Genomic DNA, 23682 nt, shown 5'->3' with positions numbered 1-23682 from the left:
CAGGGTGGCGGCGTGGACTCGGACGAGGGGCTGTTCGCGTTCCTCGACGATCTCGAGCAGCAGGCGCAGGCGCTCTACGAGGCCGATCGTGCGAGCGAGCTGGCCGACCGGAGCCGGTCGGAGTACGCCGCGGTCACCCTGGTCAGCCGGCTGATGGCCTCGTTGGACGACGACGTGACCCTCGACCTGCTCGGTGTGGGGCCGGTCTCGGGGCGACTCCGCCGGGTCGGCCCGGACTGGTGCCTGGTGCACGGCGCCGCCCAGGACTGGGTCCTCCGGCTCGCGGCGGTCAAGGCCGTCGAGGGTGTCTCCGCTCGGTCGGTGCCGGAGGTGGCGTGGTCACCGGTGAGCAGGCTGGGCCTCGGCTCGGCGCTCCGGCGGCTCGCCGACACCGGCGTCCGCTGTCGCTTGCACGGCGTGGACGGCACCACCCGCGACGGCGTGCTCGGCCGGGTCGGCGCCGACTTCGTCGAGGTGACGGTGGCGGAGGGCCGGGTCGTGCTGGTGGCCCGGCAGGTCGTGGCTGCGGTCCAGAGCCGGACGTGAGGACCGGGCGCTAGGTCGCGTCCACGTCGTACGGCGGGGTCTCACCGACGCCCAGCGGGACGACCTTCGGACGCGGGTCGTCCTCGCGCATCGCCTCGTTCATCGCCTCCGCGATGTGCTTCTTGACGATGGCGCGGGGGTCGAGGTCGCGCAGGTTCAGGTCGGCGTACTCGGGGCCGAGCTCCTCGCGCAGCTCGTCGCGGGCCTGGTGTGCGAAGGTCCGCATCTGCCGGGCGAACCGCCCGGCCTGGCGGGCGAACTCGGGCAGCTTGTCGGGTCCGAACACGAGAATGGCGACGAACGCGATCACCGCCAGCTCCGGCAGACCGACTCCGAACATGATTCAGAATTTAGCGCTCGGAGTGAGCCCGAGCTGGCGTCCTGCCAAACCTCGTCCGCGAGCATCGAGGTGCTCCGCGACGGAGAGCAGCACCTGCGCCGCTCCCGCGGTGGGGTCGGAGTCGACGACCGGCTTGCCGGCGTCGCCCCCCTCGCGGAGCGACTCCTCGATCGGCACCTGCCCGAGCAGCGGCACGTCGTACCCGAATCGGCTCGACAACGTCGCGGCGACCCGCTCGCCACCACCCCTGCCGAACAGCTCGAGCCGGTGCTCGGGGCCACAGTGCGGACAGACCAGGTAGCTCATGTTCTCGACGACCCCGACGACCCGCTGGTGGAGCATCGAGGCCATCGTCCCGGCTCGCTCGGCGACCTCGGCCGCGGCCTCCTGGGGGGTCGTGACGACCAGGATTTCCGCGCCCGGGAGGTGTTGCCCGAGCGAGATCGCCATGTCGCCGGTGCCCGGCGGCAGGTCGAGCAGGAGCACGTCGAGGTCGCCCCAGTAGACGTCGGCGAGCATCTGCACGAGCGCGCGGTCGAGCATCGGGCCGCGCCACGCGACGACCTGGTCGCGACGCGGTTTGAGCATCCCGATCGAGATCACCGAGACGCCCGACGGCGTGGGCACCGGCATGATCATCGACTCGACCTGAGTCGGCCGGTGGTCGGCGATGCCGAGCATGGCCGGCACGGAGTGCCCGTAGATGTCGGCGTCGACGATGCCGACCGAGCGGCCCGCCTTGGCCAACGCGAGCGCGAGGTTGACGGTCACCGAGGACTTGCCCACGCCGCCCTTGCCGCTGGCGATCGCGAACACCTTGGTCAGCGATCCGGGCTGGGAGAACGGGATCTCCTTGGCCGCCTGTCCGCCGCGGAGGTTCTTCTGGAGCTCGGCACGCTGCTCGTCGCTCATCGTCCCGAGGGTGAGCTCCACCCCGGTGACGCCCTCGACCTCGGCGAGCGCACGGCGTACGTCGCGGTCGATGGTGTCCTTGAGCGGGCAGCCCGACACCGTCAGCAGCACCGTCACCCCCACCAGGCCGGCGTCGTCGATCTCGAGGTGGTCGACCATGTTCAGCTCGGTGATCGGGCGCTTGATCTCCGGGTCGTGGACGGTGGCCAGGGCGGCGGTCAGCCGCTCGACGGTGGGGGTGCTCATGGTGGCTCCAGCCTAGTTCGCGCCGGTGTCAACCCAGCACCCGGGAGAGGTCCTCTGCGGTTGTCCACAGGCGCCGCTCAGGTGGCGACGCGACCTCGGGTGCGTCCACCAGGATTCTCGGCATGGACGAGGTGGGGCGGCTGCCGAGATCCCAGTCCGCGGTGATCTCGCGGCGTCAGCTGCTCGCTCAGGGGGTGACGCCGGCGGGCATCGAACGCGGCATCCGCCGTCGTGAGCTGTTCCGGATCCTGCCGGGCGTCTTCCTCGAGCACGCGGGCGAGCCCACCTGGCTGCAGCGCGCATGGGCAGGGGTGCTCCACTAGGAGCCGGCGGCGCTGACCGGACAGACGGCGCTTCGCGCTGTCGCCGGACCCGGTTGGCGGGGGATCCCCGAGGGTGCGCCCGTCCACGTTGCCGTGGACGTGACGCGCACCGTACGCCGTGTCACCGGATGTCGCGTCGACCGGATGACCGCGCTGGACGACCACGTGCTGTGGAACGCCAGCCCACCCCGGGTCCGCCCGGAGGTGGCCGCGACTGGCTGCGTGCTGTCCTCGTCGATGTCCGCGACGGGACCTGCTCGGTCCTCGAGCACGGCTACCTGAGTCGCGTCGAACGAGCGCACGGTCTACCTGCGGGCATCCGACAGGACGGGAGCATCACGGCCCAGGGCCTCGTGCTGCGCGACGTCGCCTACCGCGACCAGGGCTGGTACGTCGAGCTCGACGGTCGGCTGTTCCACGACACGGCCGAACGCCGCGATGCGGATCTCGACCGCGACCTGGACGCCGCGGTCAGCGGCTCGGCCACCAACTGCGGTCCCGGTTGCACCATCTGATCCGCGTCAGGCCGAGGTGGCCGCCTCGTCGTCCTCCTCCTCGACGAGGTCGTCCCGCAGCGAGCGCAGCTCCGAGCGCAGGAAGTCGCGGGTGGCGACCTCGCCCACCGCCATCCGCAGCGAGGCGACCTCGCGGGCCAGGAACTCCATGTCGGCGTGGGCGCGGGCGTTGGCCTGGCGGTCCTGCTCGGCCACCACCTTGTCGCGCGACTCCTGGCGGTTCTGCGCGAGCAGGATCAGCGGAGCGGCGTACGACGCCTGCAGGCTGAGGATCAGGGTCAGGAAGATGAACGGGTACTCGTCGAAGCGGGCGCTCTTCGGGGCGAGGGTGTTCCAGCCGATCCAGAACACCACCACGACCGTCATCCACATCAGGAAGCGGGCCGTGCCCATGAACCGTGCGAACTGCTCGGCGAACACCCCGAACGCGTCGCGGTCGTAGGTCGGGGTGCGGATCAGGGTCCGGCGCTGCTCCTTGGGGGTGTCCAGGCGGCTTCCGCGCCGCTCAGCCATGACGCACCTCCGGTGCGGTGCCGTGCCGCTCCGGCGCGGTGCTCAGTGTCTGGTCGCGCCAGTTCTCCGGGAGCATGTGGTCGAGCAGGTCGTCGACGGTGACGGCGCCGAGCAGGTGCCCGTCCTCGTCGACGACGGGGGCGGCGACCAGGTTGTACGTCGCGAGGTGGGCCGCCACCTCGTCGATGCCGGCCTCGGGGTGCAGGGGATCCATCGTCTGGTCGAGAGCAGCCGCCACCAGGGTCGAGGGCGGCTCGCGCAGCAGCCGCTGGAAGTGCGCGACCCCGAGCAGCTTGCCGGTGGGCGTCTCGAGCGGCTGCCGGCACACGTACACCATGGCCGCCAGGGAGACCGGCAGCTCCTCGTTGCGGATCTGGGCCAGCGCGTCGGCGATGGTGGCGTCGGGACCGAGGATCACCGGTTCGGGGGTCATCATCGCGCCGGCCGTCTCCTCGGCGTACGACATCAGCCGCCGCACGTCCTCGGCCTCGTCCGGCTCCATCAGCTCCAGGAGCTTGGCGGCGGTCTCGGGAGCGAGGTCCGCGATCAGGTCGGCGGCGTCGTCGGCCGACATCTCCTCGAGGACGTCGGCGGCGCGCTCGCTGTCCAGGTGCTCGAGGATCTCGACCTGGTCCTCGTCGGGCAGCTCCTCCAGGACGTCCGCGAGCCGCTCGTCGTCGAGCGCGGCGACGACGGCGGTACGGCGCTCCGGCGGCAGGTCGTGGATCACGTTCGCGGCGTCGGCGGCCCGCATCTCGTTCAGAGCGGCGATCAGGTGGGTGGCGCCCTGCAGGGGCTCACGACCCACCAGACCACCCACGTCGCGCCACTCCACCACGTGGGTCTGGCCACGCCGGCGCAGACCCTTCCCGGGCTCCTGCACGGCGACCCGGCTGAGCACCCAGTCGCGCGTGCGCACCTGCTCCATCGCGACGTCGTACACGGTGCCGGTGATGCCGTCGTCGTCCTCCCCGGTCTCGATGGTGACCGTGCGGTCGAGCATCTGGCCGATCACCAGCGTCTCGGTCGGCCGCTGCTCGAAGCGGCGCATGTTGAGCAGCCCCGTGGTGTAGACCTGCCCGCTGTCGATGTGGGTGACCCGGGTCATCGGGACGAAGATCCGGCGTCGTCCGAACACCTCGGCGACCAGTCCCAGCACCCGCGGCTGGCTGGTCTCGGACCGGATTGCGACCACCAGGTCACGCACCTTGCCGACCTGGTCGCCCTGGGGGTCGAAGATGGGGAGACCGACCAGGCGTGCGGCGTACACGCGGCCGGGCTTCGCCGGCCCGGACTGGGCGGTGCTCACGGACCTCAACGCTACCGCCGGGGGGACGACGTTCCCGGCAACTACGCGCAAACTACCCGCACCGAGCGAGGCCCGTTTAGACTCGGGGGTCGACGCCCACCTGTTGCCAGGCCTGTGCCGGGCCGGTCGCGGAGAGGTGTTGTGTTCACCCCCCGACCGTCCATGGAGCGACCTCGATGGCCAAGCACCTCGGGACCCGGCGCAGCCCCCGGCTGGGCTCGCTGCCACGCGGCGTGACCTGGGGTGTGGGTGGACTCCTCAGCGTGGCCACCGTGACGGTGCTGGTCGTGGCGCAGGGGATGGCCGCCGACGACTCGTCCGGGCACGGCGACGAGCTCGCCCACACGGCGGCCGCGGGAGGGCACCTGAGGGCCGGCCACGTACAGGGCGATCGCCGCGTCGAGGTGTCACGCCAGGCGAACCGGCCGAAGAGCTCGCCGTACCGGGTGCAGCGGGGTACGTCGTTGTCGCTGAGGCCCGCGATCGCGCTGGCCCGCAAGGTCAACACGCTGTCGCCGGCCCACTCGACCTTCACGATCGCCCAGTCCAACATCCTCGGCAGCCAGCACACGGCTGGAGCGGGCGGCTACGGACCGGGCACCTACCGGGCCGGCATCACGGCCGCCCTGCTGACCTCCCGCGGGACCGACGTCGGCGGCATGCAGGAGGTGCAGTCCGACCAGCTCGCGGTGCTGCGCAACCGCATGCCCGCGTACTCCTTCTGGCCGGGCTCGAGCCTGGGCAACAACGGGGAGCGGCTCCAGATCTACTGGCGCAGCGACCGGTTCACGATGGAGAAGTCGGGCTCGGTCAGCTACGTGTTCTCCAGCCAGCGGATCCCGCTGCCCTACGTCCTGCTCCGCGACAACGACACCGGCGCGGAGTTCTGGATGATCACGACCCACAACTCGGCCGGGGGCATGGAGGGGCAGCGGGACGCCGCGACCGGCGTCGAGATCAACCTGATCAACAACCTGAAGGCGACCGGACTGCCGGTCCTGATCACCGGCGACATGAACGAGCACACCGAGTTCTTCTGCCGGGTCGCGGCCTCGACCGGGATGGTGGCCGCCAACGGCGGCAACGCGGTCGGCGGCTGCCACCTGCCTCCGCCCCCCTTGCGCGTCGACTGGATCATGGGCGGGGGAGGCGTCTCCTTCAGCGGCTACCGGCAGGACGGCGCGGGTCTCCACCGTGCCAGCGACCACTACTACCTCTATGCCGAGGTCACCACGACATCCGACTGGTTCGCGCCCGGGGCGACGCCGTGACGGCGTACGATCCGTCCATGCGGACCACGGGGAAGATCGCCGCACTGGGAGCAGCCACGCTGCTGGCGGCGGGGACGCTGGCCGGGTGTGGGTCCGACTCCTCGAGCTCCGTGGCGCAGGACCCCGCGACCAGCGGCTCGCCGACGCCGTCACACACCGCGAAGACCCACTCCAGCAAGACGTCGCCGACCGGACCGGCCTGCACGAAGGTCTGGAAGGACGGGGCCACGCTGCCCCATTCCTACCGCGGCTGCACGACCGACGCGGGCTGGGTGAAGGCCCAGGTGTACGAGTGCGAGGACGGCCACCGGCTCGTGACGTACGCGCATGCGTTCTACGCGAGTCCCGGCCGTAGTATCTCCCGGGCAGCAACGACGCTGGCCAAGGATCAGGGCTTCCGGCACACCATGGCGGTCTGCGGAGCCTGAGTCCTTCCACCAACTCTCGACGGTCAGGTGCCGTTGAGAAACGTGGGACTGGTGTGGCGTGAGTTACACTCCCACGGATCGATCGGGGCTCGAGCCGGCGTGCTCGACGGGCCCCCGTGCCACTTGGACGGAACCGACATGACCACTTCCCGACGGAAGAAGCTGTGCCTCGCGCTGGTGCTTCCCGTGATCGCCCTGGCCCTCGCGGCCGGGATGACGAGCCCGGCCCAGGCGTCGCCGGACCACTACAACCCGACGGGCGGCGCGACCTTCAACAACCCCTACGGCGGGAACGCGGCCGCACACCGGATCGTCCACAAGCTGGTCCGGACGATCAACAGCGTGACCTCCGGTCACAAGATCCGCATCGCCTCGTGGAACTTCCGGAGCAACCGCATCGCCGACGCCCTGATCCGCGCCCACCGGCGCGGGGTGAGCGTCCGGCTGATCATGGACTACGGGAACTGGAACCCCGACGTGTCGAACCGAATCGCGCGGCGTACGGCGATCGCTCTGTCCAGGCACAACAAGCACCGCAAGCCCGGGATGACCAGCTGGCTGCGCCGTTGCCACGGGTCGTGCCGTGGGCCACACGGGATCGCGCACGTGAAGTTCTACACGTTCGACAAGGTCCAGCGGACCCGCGACGTTGTGCTCTACGGATCGGCGAACGCCACCGAGCTGGCCGCGACCATCCAGTGGAACGACGTCTACACGCTCATCAAGAACCACCGCAGGTACAACGACTTCATCCGGGTCTTCAACCAGATGAAGCGGGACAAGGCGGTCAAGCAGGGCTTCCTGTCCTACCAAGTGGGTCCGGTCGGGCTCGACTTCTACCCGTACACCGGTGACCACACCAGCAAGGACCCGGTGCTGAAGGTGCTGAACCAGGTCCGCTGCAGCGGCGCCACCCAGGGGACGGGCATCAACGGTCACACCAAAGTCAGGATCGCCCAGACCGCGACGTACGGCGACCGTGGGCTGGCCCTCGCGCACCGCCTGGCGACCATGAAGAAGCGCGGCTGCAACATCCATCTGGTCTACGCCATGTTCGGCCGACAGGCGCTGAAGGTGCTGCGGACGGAGGCCGGCCCTGGTGGAGTCCCGATGACCCACCTCGCCTACGACTCCGACTGCAACGGCATCTACGACCGCTACGTCCACATGAAGTCGATGACGATCCAAGGGCACCTCGGCGACAACCACCACGCCCGCATCACGTGGAACGGCTCGGCGAACTGGACGCCGGTCTCGCTCGCCAGCGACGAGGTCGTGGGGATACTGCCGCTTCCCGGCGTCACCCGGCAGTATGCGAACTGGATCGACTACCTGTTCACCCACGTTCCCCAGGTCTGGCAGCCGAACCACTGCGCCAACGTCGGCACGGTGAGCGACGGTGGCGTGACCGACCGCGCGGTCTTGGACCGGGCGCGTGCCCTGCACGTCGACCCGTACGCGCTGATCCGTCAGGACCTGTGACGTGCTGAGCGCGCCGACGAGGCTGCTACGGGACCGGCGACTCGTCGCCGGTGCCGTGGCGGTCCTGCTGGTCGGCGCGCTCCTCGTCGTTCTCGGCCACTGGGGCCAGCGGCAACGCCAGGAGGCCGCACCGGTCGTCGACCAGACCACCCCACGCTGTGCCGACGCGATGGTCGTCGGTGTGAACGGCAACGGCGAGCCGTCCGTCCACGGCCACGACTACGGCAAGACCGTCGACGACGTCGTACGCCGGGTCGTCGCGAAGGCCGAGCGTCATGACCGCCGGGTGGCGGTTCGCAGCGTGTCGCTGCGCACGCATCGGCCGAACGCCGTGCTGCGTGACCGCGCGACCCCGAGCTCCCCGGCGGTCACCGTGCTCAGCCGGAGCAAGGTGCGGGAGTGGCGGTCCCCGGTGTTCGACGCCGTTCGTGCCACGCGAGACCTTCTGGCCACGGCCGCTGCGGCCTGTCCGGACCGGCCCGTGCTGCTGGTCGGCTACGCGCAGGGCGCCGCCGTCGTCCACCGGGTGCTCGCCCACGTCGGCGCCCAGGGCGGCCTGGCCCGTCTGATCGGCGGAGTCCTGATCTCCGACCCCGACCGGGTCAGCAACACGGAGGCCCGCCCGATGCTCGGCGACCCGGCGGCATACCGTCGCCACCACGGGCTGTTCCCCGAAGTACTGAAGCCCACCACCGACGTGCCGGCCGGCCATGGCTCGTACGCCGTGTGGAACGTGTGCAACCGGCACGACCTGGTCTGCGACCCCTCGCGGGCCAGCGTGCGCTACTCGCTGGCCGCCAGCCGTTCGTACGACGGCTCGCCCACGCTGCGCGACGCCGCGCAGGACGCCTGGCGGCAGCTCGCGCTGTGGCCGGTTCCCACCCCTCGCAACCAGGTGTTCACCGGCATGGTCGGCGAGGCGATCCGTCTCCAGCTCTCGGTCGCGCCGCGCACCCAGGGCCGCGTGGTCTGGACCGAGGCCACCGGCCTGCCGACCGGCGTCACCCTGTCGTCGTCCGGGCTTGTGTCCGGAACCCCCACCCGGCCGGGTACCTACGCCGTCACCTACCGCACCAGCAACACCCAGCCGGCGACCACCGGCCACGACGGCTCACTGCTGATGAAGATCACCCCGGCCTCGGTGAGCCTGTCCGCGGGTGGTCAGACCACCTGTCAGACCCGATCGGACGGCACCGCCCGCTGCTGGGGCCGCAACGACTACGGCCAGGTCGGCGACGGCACCACGACGCAGCGCGACACCCCGGCCCAGGTCCGGGGCAGCGGTTGGTCGTCGATCAGCACCAGCGGCGCCAGCACCTGCGGCGTGAAGTCGAACGGCACCCTGTGGTGCTGGGGACTGAACAACTACGGCCAGCTCGGGATCGGCCACGGCGCGCCGGTGCACCGACCCCACCAGGTCGGCAGCGCGAAGAACTGGGCGACGGTGTCGGCGGCGTGGACCCACACCTGCGCCACCAGGACCTCCGGCACCCTCTGGTGCTGGGGTCAGAACCTCTGGGGCCAGCTCGGCCTCGGGTCCGTGAACCGCCTCCATGGCACGCCGCGGCAGGTGGGCACCGCCCGCGACTGGCGCTCGGTCTCGACCGGCGGCTGGCACTCGTGCGCGCTCACCGACGCGGGACAGGCCTTCTGCTGGGGGCACAACAGCTTCGGCGAGATCGGTGACGGCACGATCAGGACCCGCACCGCGCCGGCCGCGGTCGCCGGTGGCACAACCTGGCTGCAGCTCAGCGCGGCCTGGGCCCACACCTGCGGCATCACCCAGACCGGTCAGATGCTCTGCTGGGGCTTCAACCGGCAGGGGCAGCTCGGCGACGGCACCCTCACCAACCACGCACGTCCCGCCGCGGTCAGCGGCGGACGGACCTGGACCCAGGTGACCACCGGTGACGGCTCCACGTGCGCCACGGCCGACGACGGGCGGCTGTGGTGCTGGGGCGACGACCGCTACGGCCAGCTCGGTGATGCCGGGTCGGACGCCCCCGACCCCACGCCCACCCAGGTGGCCGCGCTCTCGGACCCGGTCCAGCTCACCTCCGCCGGCTGGCTGCACACCTGCGCGATCCCCGCGGGCGGCTCGTTCACGTGCTGGGGCAACGACGAGAAGGGGCAGCTCGGCGACGACGGCACCCAGACCGTGAAGACGCTCGGCACGGGCCTGCAGGACCCCGCCCACCAGGTCCAGCTGCGCCGCAGCGACCTGCCGTCCGACCGGTTCCTCGACCAGGCGACGCCGGAGCAGATCGCGCGCGCCGGGCTGGCGTCACGCCCGTCGGTCCCCGACCTGTCGCGCACCACCGCACGCCGGATCGCCACCACGCCGTTCGCCATCATGAGCATGAACATGCTGGGCAGCCAGCACACGGCGCCCGGCGGCGACGAGCCGAACATGGCGCCCGGGCGCATCCGCGCGGAGTGGGCGAGCATCTACTTCAAGATGCGCCACGCCACGCTGATCGGCATGCAGGAGTCGCAGCCCGACCAGATCGTCGCCCTCGACTCCGCCACCCGCGGCGCCTACCGCTTCTATCCCGGCAACTCGCTGGGGTATGCCGGGGCCCCGCAGTCGGTCATGTGGAAGCGGGCGGACTGGGGGCTGACCTGGCACAGCTCGATCTCGATCCCGTTCACCGGGGGCTGGCGTCCGCAGCCGATCGTGAAGCTCCAGCAGCGCTCGACCGGCGCCGAGGTGTACTGGATCAACGTGCACTTCTCGGCGCGTCGCGCCAACCAGGACGACCGCGACAAGGCGATGAAGATCCTGCTCAAGGCGATCGGTCAGCTGAAGGGCGACGGTCTCCCGATCCTGCTCACCGGCGACTTCAACGAGGTCGCCAAGGCGTTCTGTCCGATCACGGGCAAGACACCGCTCGAGGCGGCGACCGGCGGCAGCAACGTGGACGGGCACTGTGTGCTTCCCAAGGGCGCCCGGATCGACTGGATCTTCGGGTCGAAGGGCACGTTCTCCCAGGTGGTGATGGACCACTCGGCGCAGGTCCGCCGGACCACGGACCACCACGTACCGTCCGGGGTTTTCGCATCCCCCGCGTCCTAGACGGTAGTCTCCGGGGCTCGTCGGACCCCGGAGATCGGGTAGGAGAGAACGTGAGGCTCATGCGGGCGGGCGCGCTCAGTCGGCGGGGTCGCCGGGGTCGTCCGATGCGCGTCGACGACCACGGTCTGCACTTCGGCGAGAGCTTCTCGGGGTCCCTGGACGTGCTGATGGACGGCCAGCGGGTCTGGTCGTTCGGCACCACCGACGCCAAGCCGTCGGTCACCACCGTGGAGTGGCCCAAGCGGATGCGCCGACGACTCGAGGGGACCGCCGACGTGCGCATCATCTCGGGTGACGCCGAGCTGTTCTCGGACACGGTCAGGTTCGGCGACGGTGAGGGGCGGCCGAGCTTCGTCGACAACCACGGCATCCCGGTCTTCATCGACAAGTGGGGGCTGATCCAGCGCCCGTTCGAGGGACGTCGCGAGGCCGGCGTGGTCGACGCCATGGTCGACATGGCACGGCGGGTGCTGGAGATCATGCGGGACGACTGCGGCATCGACGGCTGGCTCTCCTTCGGCACCCTGCTCGGGGCAGCACGCGACGGCCGTGCGATCGGCCACGACTCCGACATCGACCTGAACTACCTCAGTGAGAAGCAGACCCCGGCCGAGATGGCAGTCGAGCTGTGGGACATCGGCCGGGCGCTGCGCCGGGCGGGGCTCAAGGTGCAGCACCGGTCGGCGAGCTTCGTGACGGTCCGGTTCAAGGTCCCGGACGGCGGGTGGGGCAACCTCGACGTCTACGCCTGCTTCTACGTCGAGGACCGGCTCCACGAGACCGCGACGGTGCGCGAGGTCGTGCCCCGCGAGTCGATCCTCCCGCTCCGCGACCTCCCCTTCGAGGGGCATCGGCTCCCGGCTCCCGCCGACCCGGATCGACTGCTCGCGGTGAGCTACGGGCCGACCTGGCGAGTGCCCGACCCGTCGTTCCGGCACCTGCCCGGTCCCGACGTCACCCAGCGGTTCGACGGCTGGTTCGGGTCGCTGATGAAGTGGCGGCGCGACTGGAACGCCTACAACAGCCGGGTCGCCGAGGAGTCGCGCAGCGGCGACGGCCGTGGCCGCCCGTCACCGTTCGCCCGGTGGGTGCTCCCTCAGCTGGCCGGCGTCGGACACGTCGTCGAAGTGGGGTGCGGCGCCGGCCTCGACCTCCCGGCGTACGCCCGGAGGCGGCGCGTGCTGGGGCTGGACTACGCCCTCCCGCGGGGCACCGCCCGGGGCCTGAAACGGGTGACGACGCGCGAGTTCAGCCTCGACGACCTCCGCGACGTGATGACCCTCGGTGCCCAGCTCTCGCGGCGGCCGTCGCAGCGGGCGGTGGTCGCGCGCCGGCTGATGGAGGCGCTGACGCCGGACAGCACCGACGCGTTCTTCCTCTTCTGCTCCATGGTTCTCCGGACGGGGGGTCGCGCCTACCTGGAGGGCGTCGCCCGGACGCCGCGGGACGCCCACGCCTGGCAGGCGCAGCACGAGTCCGGCCGGGTGCGCTCCCTCGACCCCGCGCGGGTGGCGGCGCAGGCCGAGGCGTCCGGGGGGCGTATCGTCTCCCGCGCCGGGTTCGACGATGCCGCGCGAGCCGTCCGCACAGGACCTCCCGCCACATGGCGTCTGGCCGTCGAGTGGGGGCCGACCGCGAGGAGCACACGATGACGGAGCGCGTCTACCTGCACGTGGGCGCACCGAAGTCCGGGACCACCTACCTCCAGACCGTGCTCGACGCCAACCGTGCGGTCCTCGAGGGCGCCGGCACGCTGCTGGTCGGACGGCACCTCGACCGCATCCATGCGGCGATGGCGGTGCGCGAGGACAAGCGCCTCGCCGGGCTCCCCGAGTCGGCCCGCACGGCCTGGCAACGGCTGGTGCGCCAGATCGACGGCTGGTCCGGCCCGTCGGCCGTGCTCAGCTACGAGCTGTTCTCGGTCGCGTCCGCGGAGCAGGCGGCCCGCGCCCTCGCCGACCTCGCGGCGTACGACGTGCACCTGGTGGTGACCGCGCGCGAACTCGGTAGGTCGGTCGTCTCGGCGTGGCAGGAGCGGCTGAAGTTCGGCTTCACCAAGCCGCTCGAGGAGTGGCAGCCGAAGCCGGAGTCCGCCGAGAACAGCGAGTGGGGCTGGCGGACCCTCGACCCGTCGGGCGTCGCGGAGCGCTGGGGGGCGACCCTGGCTCCCGACCACGTCCACATCGTAACCGCACCGCGGCCGGACGCCGGCCCGGCGGAGCTCTGGCGGCGCTTCGCCGAGGCTTGCGGACTCACCGGGCTGGACGTCCTTCTCGACGTGCCCCGGGCGAACGCGTCGGTCGGGCTCGTGCAGGCCGAGCTGCTCCGCCGGGTCAACACGCTGCTGGGCCGGCAGATCGGCGGCAGCCGCCAGCGCTCGGTGTGGATCCGTGACCTGCTCGCTCAGGAGGTCCTCGCCCCGCTCGGGAGCGAGCCGATCGGCGTACCCGAGGCTCAGGCCGCCGAGGCGACGGAGGTCTGGCGGCGCGCCACCGAGCGGATCGAGGCCGCCGGGTACGTCGTGCACGGCGATCTCGCCGACCTCGAGCCGGTGGCCTCCGACGCCCGGTTGCCCGGCCAGGTGACCGAGGCGGAGCTCACCGAGGCCGCCGTCGCGTGCATCTCCTCGCTGGTGCTCACCGTGCGGGACCGAAGCGCGGGCCCGGCCACGACCTCGGGGCCCGCATCGACTCCCGCGCCCGGACCCGTCGGCCGGCGCGCACGGGTGCGCGATCTCGCGGTCCGCGCCACCGGCCCCTACAACAACCTGCGCGTGCGGCGACTGAGCCGCCGTGCCGACGAGCTCGAGCGCGAGGTGCAGAAGGCGCGGCGGCTCCACCTGCGGGTCGCCACCCTCCAGGACCTGGTCACCGAGCTGCTGCTCGACCCCGAGAGCAGGGATGACGGCGTCACCACCCAGGCCCTCGGGCGCTACCGCCGGGAGTCGCTGTGAACGGGAGGTCGCGGTGAGGTCGCCCCGCGAGCTGCTGAGGAAGGGCTCCGAGGCCGCGCTACCGACCGTGCGGATCGGGCGGCGCGTGCGGCGCCTGGAGGAGGGCGTGCGCGAGAACGCGCTTCTGGCCGTTCCGCTGGAGGAGCAGGTGGGCCGGATCGAGCAGAGCCTGGTCCCCCTGCTCGAGGCGACCCAGCCCTCGTCCGCCAAGCCCTCGTCCACCAAGCCCTCGTCCACCAAGCCCTCGTCGACCCCTCGGAGGCGGCGTGTCTGACCCGGTCCACCACCGTCCCGAGCTGTCGGTGGTGATCCCGTGCTTCAACGAGGAGGACTCACTCCCGCCGCTGGCGGAGGCGCTGTCGGCCGAGCTGCCGCAGGTGGCCGCGTCGTACGAGGTCATCCTGGTCGACGACGGCAGCCGCGACCGCACGCTGCCGATCCTGCGCGAGATCTCGAAGGCCCGCCCGGAGTTCCGCTACCTCGCGCTGAGCCGCAACTTCGGCAAGGAGTCCGCGATGCTCGCGGGGCTGAGTCACGCGCGCGGCGACAAGGTCGCGATCATGGACGCCGACCTCCAGCACCCGCCCGAGCTGCTGGCACAGATGCTCCCGCTGCTCGACGGCGAGGTGCAGCAGGTGGTGGCGCGGCGTACCCGCGACCAGGACCCGGCGCTGCGGACCTTCCTCTCCAGGGCCTACTACCGGCTGATCAACCGACTGGTCGACGTCGATCTCGAGGACGGCGTCGGTGACTTCCGGGTGCTGGACCGCACGGCGGTCAAGGCGCTGCTGACCCTGGGCGAGACCAACCGCTTCTCCAAGGGGCTCTTCGCCTGGATCGGCTTCGACACCGCCGTCGTCGACTACCGCAACGTCTCGCGCGCCGCCGGCACCACGAAGTGGCGCGTGTCCGACCTGTTCAACTACGGGATCGACGGCGTCGTCTCGTTCAACTACCGGCCGCTGCGGCTCTCGATCTGGTTCGGCGTCCTGGTCACCGCGGTCGCGGTCGGCTACGCGCTGTGGGTGCTCGTAGACGCGATCGTGCACGGCAACTCCGCCCCCGGCTACGTCACGCTGATCTGCGCGATCTCGGGCTTCGGGGGCGTCCAGATGATCCTGCTCGGCGTGATCGGGGAGTACCTCGGCCGCATCTACGCCGAGACCAAGCGGCGGCCGCTGTTCCTGCTCAAGGAGACCAGCCACACGGGCCGCGAAGGCGGCGTCCCGGCCGCGGTGACGACCGCCCTCGGGCCCGAGCATGAGGACCGCTTCGCGACCCACGAGGAGGACGACGAGTGAAGCCACGCCCGGCGGGCACACGCCGGATCGGACCGGGACTGCTGTGGCCACTGGTCGTGGTCGTCTCCACCGGGGTCTTCGCGACGATCCCACACCTCGTGACCAAGTGGTTCTACCAGCGCGGCGACACCGCCGCGCAGTTCGCGCCGACCTGGTTCCACCTCGGCGAGCTGACCCGCGACGGCGTCTACCCCGCATGGATGGATCCACACGGCTGGGCCGGGGGCAACTACGCCGCCGAGGCCCTGTTCGGCATCTACGACCCGTTGAACATCCCGGTCTGGCTGGCCATGTCCGGCGCCTCCGACCTGATGACGACGACGTTCCTGATCAAGCTCGTGTTCATGGTGCTGCTCGCCCTCGGCACCTACTTCGTGTGCCGCGAGTACGACGCCAAGCCCTGGGCCGCCGCGTCGGTCGCGGTGGCCCTGCCCTTCTGCGGCTTCACCCTGTTCTGGGACGCCGGGTCCTGGGCGTCCGGCCTGATCGCCTTCTCGTACACACCGTGGGTCTGGTTCGTGCTCCGCCGGGTCCTGCGCGGCACCGCCAACCCGCTGTGGGGCTTCGTCGTCGGGGCCCTGGCGGTCACGCAGGGCAACCCGTACGGCGTCGTGGCGCTCCTCGTGATCGGCGGCGCGCTGGTCGTGGAGGGCCTGCTCGACACCGATCGTCCGGGGCGGTTGACCCCGGGCGTGCTCAAGCTGGTCGGCGTGGGCGTGTGCTCGGCGCTGCTCCTCCCACTGGTCTTCCTGCCCCTGCTGGAGACGAGCAGCATGACCGTGCGCGCCCTCGGTCCGATGCTCGCCAACACCGGCAAGATGCAGCCGGTGCCCAGCGACTTCCTCCAGGCCAGCAACCCGACCGCCGTCCCGCCGATCCTGCCGATCATCGCTCCGATGCGGGTGCCGTCCACGTTCCTGGCCTGGTTCGTGCTGCCGCTGCTGCCGTGGCTGCGCTGGGGCGAGCTCCGGGGACGGCTGCGCGGGCTGACCGGACCGATGGTGATGTCGGCGTGCTACCTCGCGCTGGTGCTCGCCCCCTCGAAGCTCTGGATGTTCCGCTGGCCGCTCCGGGTCAGCGAGTACCTCTACCTCGGGCTCCTGGTGATCTTCGCCCAGCTGCTAGGTCGCGGGCTGGCCACGACGCACGTCCGCGGGCGCATCCTCGGGTCGGTGGTGGCGATCGGCGTGCCGTCGTACCTGGCCTGGGCGAACAACCCCGCCGTGCTGCACCGGCTCGCCGCCGGTGCCGCGCTGGTGGTGGTCCTCACCGCCCTGGCGCTGCTGACGGCGCGCCTGGGCGGACTGCGCACGGTGGCGCTGGCCGGCGTCTTCATCGTGGGCACCGGGCTCACCGTCACGCTGCAGGTGAAGACCTTCGGCGAGAACCAGTCGTCGCGCGGCTGGCACGTGCCGAGCGACGTCTCCACGCTGAGGGCGCGCTTCGACGACCGCTCCGGCACGGTGATGCAGTTCGCGACCTTCAAGGACCTGCAGTACTCCAAGACCTTGCGTCAGCTGACGGAGGAGTGGCGCTACTTCCTGCCCGGCAGCATGTACGACGTCACCGACGTGGACGCGGTCAACCACTACACCGGCATGGGGATGGTCCGGTTCCAGCGCAGCCTGTGCATGTCGTACGACGGGTTCACCAAGGCGTGCGGGTACCACAGCATCTTCTCGTCGCCTCAGCCGGGGCTGCCGTCCCTGGCCGACCTGATGAAGATCGAGACTCTCGTGGTCGGCCCCCGGCAGGCTCGCGCCGCGAAGGTCACCCCTCCCGCGGGCTGGACACAGGTCACCGACAGCTCCCAGGTGCAGATCTACCACCGCAGCCAGCCGCTGCTCTGGCCCGGCAGCCACCTGAGCTTCGTCCCGAACGGCGTGAAGGTCACCGCCGCGGTCTCCGACGACATCCGGCACGAGCACGTCGACATCGCCGCGACCGGCAGCGGTGGTCGGGCCCACTTCGCGATGCTGGGCTGGCCTGGCTGGCACGCGACGTTCGACGGGCACCCGGTGAGGGTCGGTCGCGACGCGGCGGGCCTGCTGACGGTGATGCTCCCGCCCGGCGGGTCGGGCCGGCTCGAGCTCACCTTCACCCCGCCCGGGTTGAAGCTCGGCCTGGCCGCCGGGGCCATCGGGATCCTCGGCGCCCTGGCGCTGGGATGGTTCGGCCGGCGCCGGAGACACCCGGTGCGGAAGGACCCGCTCGAGGAGCCGTCGGACGACGAGCGGTTCGACGAGGACCGGGCCGACGAGAGTCGGGCCGACGAGGAGGAGACGGAGAAGGAACCGGCCTGACCCACGGCCAGGGCCTCAGAGCGGCCGGATCCGCTTGGCCTGCCGCACGGCCCCTTCCAGCGCGACCAGTGCCGCCTCGAGCTCGGCCTCGGCGTCCACGGTCCCGGGATCGACGCCGGGGACGTCCAAGGGGGTCAGGTCGTCCAGGTCGCCGACGACGTGCACGCCGCTGCCGGAGATCTGGGACCGGATGCGCGCCGCCTCCTCGCGCAGCCAGTCGGGCACCCGGAACCCGATGGGGTCCTCGGCGGACCGGTGCGACGGCAGCAGGTGCTTGCCGACCGCCTTCACGCGCAGCTTGTAGTCCCTGACCTCGAGGTCCTCGGTCCGCTCGTTCAGCCGCCGCATCACCAGCGCGGAGGCCACGCCCAGCGACTCGTTGGTGCGGGGCGGCTCGTCCCACGACGAGTCGTCGCGGATGCCCGCGACCTCGCAGAAGCGATGCCACAGGACGTCGCCGGGAGCGTCCGGCGGCGGCAGGGTGACGACGTACACACGCTCCGGGCCCAGCCGCTTGGCCCACCGGGTCACGATGCGGCCCGCGTGCTGCTGTCGCCAGAAACGCTGGCCGTTCTCGGCGCCGTCGCGGATGCCGTCGAGGTACTCGGCGAAGGTGAGGGTCGAGCGGTTCTTGACCGCCTCCTGCCACATCGCCGGGACGGTCCGGCCCAGGTCACGGGCGCCGACGACGATCCGTAGCTCGGCATCGCGGAAGGCGCGGGCGATGATGTCGATGGCGCGTTCGCGGGCCATCACGAGGTACTCCATGGAGATCACGGCGGTTCCGTCGTAGGCGTTGACCTCCTGGGTCAGCGACTCCCACGAGCCGGGGGTGCGGGCCTGGTGCCTCATCAGGTCCTGGACGGCGTTCACGTGCCGCCGCCAGTGGGGGCCGGGGAAGAGCACGCCCTGCGCGCCGAGCCGTTCCCGGTTCGCGCCGAGCCGACCCTGGATGAACGTCGTCCCGGACTTCATCAGCCCGATGTGGACGATCACGCGCCGCGCCATGGCGAGCAGTCTGCCAGTGAGACGAGCAGCCCGGCGTCAGGGACGAACGCCGTGCGTGCGCTCGGCCAGGTCGCCCTTCGAGACGCCTCGTCCCTCGGCCACTCGAATGGGTCACAGTCGGTTCCGGGCACCGCTTCCCGACGGAGATACTGGCCGCAGCAACCCCGACGGAAGGACTCCACCACGCCATGGGTCGCCTCTGCCAGACCGACGGTCTCACCGACGACCAGACCGAGATCCTGAAGGCGGTGCGGGACTTCGTCGAGCGCGAGATCCTTCCCGTCGCGACCGAGCTCGAGCACCGCGACGAGTACCCCACGAAGATCGTCGAGGGGCTCAAGGAGCTCGGTGTCTTCGGGCTGATGATCCCCGAGGAGTACGACGGGCTGGGCGAGTCACTGCTCACCTACGCCCTCGCCGTGGAGGAGATCGCCCGCGGGTGGATGAGCGTCAGCGGGATCATCAACACCCACTTCATCGTCGCCTGGATGCTGCTGCAGCACGGCACCGAGGAGCAGAAGAAGAAGTACCTGCCCCGGATGGCCACCGGCGAGGTCCGGGGCGCCTTCTCGATGAGCGAGCCGGGCTGCGGCTCCGACGTCAGCGCGATCACGACCAAGGCTGTTCGCGACGAGACGGACGGCGCGACGTACGTGATCGACGGCCAGAAGATGTGGCTGACCAACGGCGGCTCGGCCAACCTGGTGGCGGTGCTCGTGAAGACCGACGAGGGAGCCGAATCGGTCTACCGGAACATGACGACCTTCCTGGTGGAGAAGGAGGAGGGCTTCGGCGAGACCGCGCAGGGCGTCACCGTGCCCGGCAAGATCGAGAAGATGGGCTACAAGGGCGTCGACACCACGGAGCTGGTGTTCGAGGGCGCTCGCATCTCGGCCGACCAGATCCTGGGCGGCGAGCCGGGCAAGGGCTTCTACCAGATGATGGACGGCGTCGAGGTCGGTCGGGTGAACGTCGCCGCGCGCGGCTGCGGTGTCGCCCACCGCGCCTTCGAGCTCGGCGTGGCCTACGCCCAGCAGCGCGAGACCTTCGGCAAGAAGATCGCCGAGCACCAGGCGGTGCAGTTCCGGCTCGCCGAGATGGCGACCAAGGTCGAGGCCGCCCACCAGCTGATGGTCAAGGCCGCGCGGGTCAAGGACAAGGGCGAGCGCAACGACCTCGAGGCGGGCATGGCCAAGTACCTCGCCTCGGAGTACTGCGCGCAGGTCGTCGAGGACTCCTTCCGCATCCACGGCGGCTACGGCTTCTCCAAGGAGTACGAGATCGAGCGGCTCTACCGCGAGGCGCCGATGCTCCTGATCGGAGAGGGCACCGCCGACATCCAGCGGATGATCATCGGACGGCGGCTGTTGGAAGACTACGCACTGTGAGCACGCCCCCGTCCGCCGTACCTCGGCGGACGCAGCCGCGCTTCGTCTTCGTCGTCACCTACGGTCGGTCCGGATCCACGCTCACGCAGGGGATGCTGAACACCCTGCCGCGCACGTTGGTGCGCGGCGAGAACAACCTCTACCTGCTGCAGCTCTTCCGCGCGTACGCCGGCCTCTCGTCGTTCATGGACAAGTTCGGCGGTGCCGCGGCGAAGCCCTCGTCGGCCTTCTACGGCCTGCGCGAGGCGGACCTCGACGCGTTCGCGACCTCGGTCCGCGAGCTCGTGCAGCAGCAGCTGCTCGGCTCCATCGACGTGGGAGAGGTCGACCGGCTCGGCTTCAAGGAGGTGCTCTGGCACCGGATCAAGCCGAAGGAGTGGTCCGGCTTCTTCGACTTCACCGACGCCGCGTTCGAGCAGCCGCTGTACGTCCTGAACCGCCGCGACGTGTCGATGACCTCGACGTCCGGCTTCTGGCGGAAGAAGCGGCCCGGGGTCGCCGAGCGGCAGATCAACCGGGTGCGCAGCCTCCAGGACTTCCTGCGCGAGTCCCGTCCGGATCGCTGCTTCGACACCGAGTTCGAGGCGATGACCAGCACCGACCGCGAGGTAGCGGAGGGCCAGCTGCGCGGGCTCGCCGAGTTCGTCACCGGGGGCTGCGACGAGGACCTGCTGGCCGCGCTCATCGCCACGCGGGAGATCGGGCACGGTCCCAACCCGTTCGGCAAGGCCCGCGACGCATGAGCGCACGCCGGCAGCCGGACCTGTTCCGGCAGCAGGCGCGCGCCTGCGAGTCGCTCGGCTCACCGATGTACGCCGAGCTGCTGTCCCGCTTGGCGGACGACCTGGAGGCCGGCGGTCCGACGGCGACCGTGCTGCGCGGGCACGAGGACGACCCGGGTCCCTCGGGTCTCGCGCTGCGTCTGGCCGGCAGCGTGCACCGGCTGGTGCTGACGGGGCAGGCGTCCGAGCTGGCGGGTCTGTTCCCGACCACCGGCGGCACCTGGAGCAGCGACGGCGTCGCGGCGGTCGTCGACTTCCTGGACCGGAGGGCCGACGACGTCCGCCCGCTGCTCGAGCAGGCGCCGCAGACCAACGAGGTCGGCCGCTCCGCGGCGCTTGTCGGAGGCCTGCTGCGGCTCGTCGACCGGCGGCCGCTTCCGGTGCGGCTCTTCGAGATCGGGTCGAGCGGCGGGCTCAACCTGCAGGCGGACCGGTTCCGGTTCGCCGACCGCTCCGGTGGCGCCTGGGGCGACCCCGAGAGCCCGGTGGTGCTCGATCAGGCGTGGGAGGGCGAGCCGCTGCCGACCCACGCCCGACTCTCGGTGGTGGAGCGTGGCGGGTGCGACGTACATCCGGTCGACGTGACCACCGAGGACGGCCGGGTCACCCTCACGTCGTACGTCTGGCCGGACATGACGGCCCGGCATGCCCGGCTGGCCGGAGCGATCGAGCTCACCCGGACGCGTCCCGTCGTCGTGGAGCGGGCGGACGCCGCGTCGTACCTCGACCGGCTCACGCTGACGTCCGGGACGCTGACCGTGCTGTGGCACAGCGTCATGTGGCAGTACGTCCCGCGCGACCAGCAGGAGCGGATCGCCGCCCGGCTGGCCGAGCTCGGCGCGACGGCGACCGAGGACGCGCCGCTCGCGCACCTGTTCGCCGAGCCCACACGGCGTACGCCGGGGGACGAGCACCGGTTCTGGGTGTGCGCCGAGTCGTGGCCCGGACACGGTGAGCGGGCGTTCCTCGGCCTGATGGCACCGCACGGGGTCCCGGTCACCTGGGAGTGACCCACCGCGACGCGTCGGGCTTGGGTCGGCCCCTACGCTGTGCCTGCGCCCGCACGCGGCGGACGCCGACGACGATCATGGAGGACCCATGCTGGTGGTGACGACGAACGACCTGCCCGGGTGGGAGATCCGCCAGGTGTGCGGTGAGGTGTTCGGTCTGACGGTGCGCTCGCGCAACGCGTTCTCGCAGATGGGTGCCGGCTTCAAGTCGCTCATGGGCGGTGAGCTGAAGGGCATGACCTCGAACCTGGTCAACAGCCGCAACGAGGTGATGGGCCGGATGATCGACGAGGCGCGCAACCGCGGCGCCAACGCCGTGGTCGCGATGCGCTTCGACACCTCCGAGATGGGCGACACGTGGACCGAGATCTGTGCCTACGGCACGGCCGTCGTCGCCGTTCCCGTCACCGACGCGGCCCGCGAGACCGCGGCCCGGCTCGGATACACCCAGGCCTCCGCCCAGCAGCCGACCTCTCCGCCCGAACCGGCGCCGGCTGGGTGACCCCTCGACCCCGCTTCCCCCGGATGGCAAGGTGGAGGGCATGAGCCAGGACGACGCCAAGGACCCAGGCACCGACGACCTCGCCGACACGAAGGCGAAGATGCGTGAGGCCCTGGATCGGAAGAACGCCCGGGCGAAGGGCGTCCACGAGGACGGTCCGCTCCGCGAGAAGGCGCACGGCTCCGAGGTGCAGGGTGGCGCCGGCCCGCGGATGCACCGGCGGAAGGCCGGCGGCGGGGGCTCGTAGCTTCGACTGCCTTGGGGATCTGCCCGAACGGGACGCATGCTCGTGCGACCGAGAGGACGGTGCTCCTGTTGAATGGTGCCGCCGGTGGCTAGCCCCAGGGTCGCTCACCCATCGGATGCTGTTCGGCTGGATTTGACGTCTTCCCGCTCAGCGGTATGAGCGTGCGCTTCCTGCCGTTGGCACGACGGTCAGGGCGTGAACCGACCTATCCAGCGCAGACCTCGGCCCACGAACCTGTTGTGGTGCCAGCCGTGCTGCACCACGGTCCTGCGCCATCGTCTTAGGCCGTCTCGTGCGCGAACTGGGAGACCCGTGCGTGCTTGATCCTCGATCTCCCACGCCCACTTGCTGAGGGAGTGGGCACACCTGATGCAGACGACGACCTCAGGATGGTTGCCTAGATGGACCAACTTCGAGGAGTCCTCGATCGTCCCGCAGCACCAGCACTTCGACGGGCCCAGTTCTTCGTCTTCAACTGCAGCACGCGTCGTCATGCTCGCTCGCTTCCGATTGCTGTGGGTGGGCAGACGACCGTTCCGTAGGAGCAGAACACGCAGCAGTCGCCTTGCCGGGAACGCAGGTCCTGACCACAGCCCTCGCAGCGGTAGACGAACCAGCACGCATCCTCGGGCATCGTCTCAGCCGTCTGCGTTCCGCAGAGCGGGCAGGTGATGACCGACTCCAGGGTCAGAGCCACGACACGAGAGTACGTCGCGCTCGGGCCACGGGATGATCGCTCATCGGCACGTCAGTACCCTCCGGGCGCGTTCAGGCGTGCGGGATCGCGGTGGTGCCGGTTGGGTGTGACGAGGTGGGCCTGGCCGTGGGGGCCGTGCCAGGTGTAGGTGCCGTCTCGGGACCGCCGCCGACGGCGGGACAGCCGGCCTCCTGGAGTTCCCTCAGGCGGGGGAACCCAGCGACGTGGTGACGTGATCCATCGCCGCCCGGATGCCCGCCAACAGCTCTGCGCGGCTGAGCTCGTCCATCTCGGAGGGCCAGTACGGCTCGAACTGCTGAAGTGACGCGATGACGAGCCTCGCCTCGTCCGGCGTCAAGTCGACCGACACACGCTCTGCCGCGCTCTCGCTCATGGCTCCCTTCTGTGTCAAGACACCTTGGGGAGGGCGGGCTTAGGCTGAGGTTTGGCGGGTCGGGGAGTGGCTTGTCCGAAGAGCCGGTGTTGGGGTTGTGAGCCGGTCGCGCTGGATTCAGTGTCGTTGCCCCGGT

At 70.9% G+C, this 23682-nt stretch carries 24 protein-coding genes; 17 read left to right on the top strand and 7 right to left on the bottom strand.

The features are described from left to right. The first annotated feature begins 12 nt into the window (after window positions 1-12). A complete protein-coding gene (locus tag VGK78_RS05075; RefSeq protein ID WP_331526373.1) occupies window positions 13-546 on the top strand; it encodes a hypothetical protein in 534 nt (177 codons plus the stop codon). Window positions 547-556: 10 nt separating this feature from the next. On the opposite strand, the gene VGK78_RS05070 is transcribed toward VGK78_RS05075, so the two are convergent. Both VGK78_RS05070 and VGK78_RS05065 read right to left on the bottom strand, forming a co-directional pair. Further along, window positions 557-886: a sec-independent translocase gene (locus VGK78_RS05070; protein ID WP_331526372.1), complete on the bottom strand. Its 330-nt coding sequence runs from the start codon at window positions 884-886 to the stop codon at window positions 557-559. Window positions 887-889: 3 nt separating this feature from the next. Beyond that, a complete protein-coding gene (locus VGK78_RS05065; RefSeq protein ID WP_331526371.1) occupies window positions 890-2044 on the bottom strand; it encodes an Mrp/NBP35 family ATP-binding protein in 1155 nt (384 codons plus the stop codon). A gap of 122 nt (window positions 2045-2166) precedes the next feature. Between VGK78_RS05065 and VGK78_RS05060 the strand changes: the two genes are divergently transcribed. Both VGK78_RS05060 and VGK78_RS05055 read left to right on the top strand, forming a co-directional pair. After that, window positions 2167-2367 carry a hypothetical protein gene (locus VGK78_RS05060; RefSeq protein ID WP_331526370.1) on the top strand — a complete coding sequence of 67 codons (201 nt, stop codon included), beginning with the start codon at window positions 2167-2169 and terminating at the stop codon, window positions 2365-2367. A gap of 170 nt (window positions 2368-2537) precedes the next feature. Beyond that, a complete protein-coding gene (locus tag VGK78_RS05055) occupies window positions 2538-2882 on the top strand; it encodes a hypothetical protein (RefSeq protein ID WP_331526368.1) in 345 nt (114 codons plus the stop codon). Window positions 2883-2888: 6 nt separating this feature from the next. On the opposite strand, the gene VGK78_RS05050 is transcribed toward VGK78_RS05055, so the two are convergent. Continuing rightward, window positions 2889-3395, bottom strand: a complete 507-nt coding sequence (locus tag VGK78_RS05050; protein WP_331526367.1) for a DUF1003 domain-containing protein — start codon at window positions 3393-3395, stop codon at window positions 2889-2891. Continuing rightward, window positions 3388-4704 (bottom strand): magnesium transporter MgtE N-terminal domain-containing protein, encoded by a 1317-nt coding sequence (locus VGK78_RS05045; protein ID WP_414690633.1) that lies wholly within the window; start codon window positions 4702-4704, stop codon window positions 3388-3390. Before VGK78_RS05045 ends, VGK78_RS05050 begins: the two co-directional genes overlap by 8 nt. Before the next feature lie 176 nt (window positions 4705-4880). Between VGK78_RS05045 and VGK78_RS05040 the strand changes: the two genes are divergently transcribed. The 9 genes from VGK78_RS05040 to VGK78_RS05000 all read left to right on the top strand — a co-directional run bounded on the left by VGK78_RS05040 (window position 4881) and on the right by VGK78_RS05000 (window position 17518). Next, a complete protein-coding gene (locus VGK78_RS05040; protein ID WP_331526366.1) occupies window positions 4881-5975 on the top strand; it encodes an endonuclease/exonuclease/phosphatase family protein in 1095 nt (364 codons plus the stop codon). A gap of 17 nt (window positions 5976-5992) precedes the next feature. Further along, window positions 5993-6403 carry a hypothetical protein gene (locus tag VGK78_RS05035; RefSeq protein ID WP_331526364.1) on the top strand — a complete coding sequence of 137 codons (411 nt, stop codon included), beginning with the start codon at window positions 5993-5995 and terminating at the stop codon, window positions 6401-6403. Between the two features lie 138 nt (window positions 6404-6541). Next, on the top strand, window positions 6542-7885 hold the full coding sequence (locus tag VGK78_RS05030; protein ID WP_331526362.1) for a phospholipase D-like domain-containing protein: 1344 nt from the start codon (window positions 6542-6544) through the stop codon (window positions 7883-7885). A gap of 1 nt (window position 7886) precedes the next feature. Further along, window positions 7887-10961, top strand: coding sequence for a cutinase family protein (locus tag VGK78_RS05025; protein ID WP_331526361.1), 3075 nt, complete (start codon window positions 7887-7889; stop codon window positions 10959-10961). A 104-nt stretch (window positions 10962-11065) separates the two neighbouring features. After that, window positions 11066-12613 (top strand): hypothetical protein, encoded by a 1548-nt coding sequence (locus VGK78_RS05020; protein WP_331526360.1) that lies wholly within the window; start codon window positions 11066-11068, stop codon window positions 12611-12613. After that, window positions 12610-13914, top strand: coding sequence for a DUF6752 domain-containing protein (locus VGK78_RS05015; protein WP_331526358.1), 1305 nt, complete (start codon window positions 12610-12612; stop codon window positions 13912-13914). Before VGK78_RS05020 ends, VGK78_RS05015 begins: the two co-directional genes overlap by 4 nt. Window positions 13915-13927: 13 nt before the next feature. After that, a complete protein-coding gene (locus VGK78_RS05010) occupies window positions 13928-14188 on the top strand; it encodes a hypothetical protein (protein WP_331526357.1) in 261 nt (86 codons plus the stop codon). Beyond that, window positions 14181-15215, top strand: a complete 1035-nt coding sequence (locus tag VGK78_RS05005) for a glycosyltransferase family 2 protein (RefSeq protein WP_331526356.1) — start codon at window positions 14181-14183, stop codon at window positions 15213-15215. The genes VGK78_RS05010 and VGK78_RS05005 overlap by 8 nt, the downstream gene beginning before the upstream one ends. After that, window positions 15212-17518, top strand: a complete 2307-nt coding sequence (locus VGK78_RS05000) for a hypothetical protein (protein ID WP_331526355.1) — start codon at window positions 15212-15214, stop codon at window positions 17516-17518. The genes VGK78_RS05005 and VGK78_RS05000 overlap by 4 nt, the downstream gene beginning before the upstream one ends. A gap of 15 nt (window positions 17519-17533) precedes the next feature. Here VGK78_RS05000 and VGK78_RS04995 read toward each other — a convergent pair whose 3' ends face one another. Then, window positions 17534-18526, bottom strand: coding sequence for a hypothetical protein (locus VGK78_RS04995; RefSeq protein WP_331526354.1), 993 nt, complete (start codon window positions 18524-18526; stop codon window positions 17534-17536). Window positions 18527-18714: 188 nt separating this feature from the next. On the opposite strand from VGK78_RS04995, the gene VGK78_RS04990 reads away from it, so the two are divergent. The 5 genes from VGK78_RS04990 (at window position 18715) to VGK78_RS04970 (ending at window position 22455) form a co-directional block, all read left to right on the top strand. Beyond that, window positions 18715-19914, top strand: coding sequence for an acyl-CoA dehydrogenase family protein (locus VGK78_RS04990; RefSeq protein WP_331526353.1), 1200 nt, complete (start codon window positions 18715-18717; stop codon window positions 19912-19914). After that, a complete protein-coding gene (locus tag VGK78_RS04985) occupies window positions 19911-20657 on the top strand; it encodes a hypothetical protein (RefSeq protein ID WP_331526351.1) in 747 nt (248 codons plus the stop codon). Before VGK78_RS04990 ends, VGK78_RS04985 begins: the two co-directional genes overlap by 4 nt. After that, a complete protein-coding gene (locus VGK78_RS04980; RefSeq protein ID WP_331526350.1) occupies window positions 20654-21706 on the top strand; it encodes a DUF2332 domain-containing protein in 1053 nt (350 codons plus the stop codon). Before VGK78_RS04985 ends, VGK78_RS04980 begins: the two co-directional genes overlap by 4 nt. An 88-nt stretch (window positions 21707-21794) precedes the next feature. Further along, window positions 21795-22208: a YbjQ family protein gene (locus VGK78_RS04975; protein WP_331526349.1), complete on the top strand. Its 414-nt coding sequence runs from the start codon at window positions 21795-21797 to the stop codon at window positions 22206-22208. A 40-nt stretch (window positions 22209-22248) separates the two neighbouring features. Next, complete coding sequence (locus VGK78_RS04970) at window positions 22249-22455, top strand: DUF5302 domain-containing protein (RefSeq protein ID WP_331526347.1); 207 nt, start codon at window positions 22249-22251, stop codon at window positions 22453-22455. A 490-nt stretch (window positions 22456-22945) separates the two neighbouring features. Here VGK78_RS04970 and VGK78_RS04965 read toward each other — a convergent pair whose 3' ends face one another. Together VGK78_RS04965 and VGK78_RS04960 are read right to left on the bottom strand one after the other, a co-directional pair. Then, a complete protein-coding gene (locus VGK78_RS04965; RefSeq protein ID WP_414690634.1) occupies window positions 22946-23089 on the bottom strand; it encodes a GDCCVxC domain-containing (seleno)protein in 144 nt (47 codons plus the stop codon). Between the two features lie 265 nt (window positions 23090-23354). Beyond that, window positions 23355-23546 (bottom strand): hypothetical protein, encoded by a 192-nt coding sequence (locus tag VGK78_RS04960; protein WP_331526345.1) that lies wholly within the window; start codon window positions 23544-23546, stop codon window positions 23355-23357. Window positions 23547-23682 lie beyond the last annotated feature (136 nt).

The sequence above is a fragment of the Nocardioides sp. genome, from assembly GCF_036503465.1.
Lineage (GTDB): Bacteria > Actinomycetota > Actinomycetes > Propionibacteriales > Nocardioidaceae > Nocardioides.
Note: the sequence above shows the minus strand (reverse complement) of the source record. Positions and strands in the feature narration are given on the sequence as shown.

Coding starts and splice junctions, on each gene's coding strand:
- VGK78_RS04970 (WP_331526347.1), top strand. CDS start 22,249: ATGAGCCAGGACGACGCCAAGGACCCAGGCACCGACGACCTCGCCGAC.
- VGK78_RS04980 (WP_331526350.1), top strand. CDS start 20,654: ATGAGCGCACGCCGGCAGCCGGACCTGTTCCGGCAGCAGGCGCGCGCC.
- VGK78_RS05050 (WP_331526367.1), bottom strand. CDS start 3,395: ATGGCTGAGCGGCGCGGAAGCCGCCTGGACACCCCCAAGGAGCAGCGC.
- VGK78_RS05030 (WP_331526362.1), top strand. CDS start 6,542: ATGACCACTTCCCGACGGAAGAAGCTGTGCCTCGCGCTGGTGCTTCCC.
- VGK78_RS05070 (WP_331526372.1), bottom strand. CDS start 886: ATGTTCGGAGTCGGTCTGCCGGAGCTGGCGGTGATCGCGTTCGTCGCC.
- VGK78_RS04990 (WP_331526353.1), top strand. CDS start 18,715: ATGGGTCGCCTCTGCCAGACCGACGGTCTCACCGACGACCAGACCGAG.
- VGK78_RS05060 (WP_331526370.1), top strand. CDS start 2,167: ATGGACGAGGTGGGGCGGCTGCCGAGATCCCAGTCCGCGGTGATCTCG.
- VGK78_RS04960 (WP_331526345.1), bottom strand. CDS start 23,546: ATGAGCGAGAGCGCGGCAGAGCGTGTGTCGGTCGACTTGACGCCGGAC.
- VGK78_RS04975 (WP_331526349.1), top strand. CDS start 21,795: ATGCTGGTGGTGACGACGAACGACCTGCCCGGGTGGGAGATCCGCCAG.
- VGK78_RS04965 (WP_414690634.1), bottom strand. CDS start 23,089: ATGCCCGAGGATGCGTGCTGGTTCGTCTACCGCTGCGAGGGCTGTGGT.
- VGK78_RS05065 (WP_331526371.1), bottom strand. CDS start 2,044: ATGAGCACCCCCACCGTCGAGCGGCTGACCGCCGCCCTGGCCACCGTC.
- VGK78_RS05015 (WP_331526358.1), top strand. CDS start 12,610: ATGACGGAGCGCGTCTACCTGCACGTGGGCGCACCGAAGTCCGGGACC.
- VGK78_RS05040 (WP_331526366.1), top strand. CDS start 4,881: ATGGCCAAGCACCTCGGGACCCGGCGCAGCCCCCGGCTGGGCTCGCTG.
- VGK78_RS05035 (WP_331526364.1), top strand. CDS start 5,993: ATGCGGACCACGGGGAAGATCGCCGCACTGGGAGCAGCCACGCTGCTG.
- VGK78_RS05020 (WP_331526360.1), top strand. CDS start 11,066: ATGCGCGTCGACGACCACGGTCTGCACTTCGGCGAGAGCTTCTCGGGG.
- VGK78_RS04995 (WP_331526354.1), bottom strand. CDS start 18,526: ATGGCGCGGCGCGTGATCGTCCACATCGGGCTGATGAAGTCCGGGACG.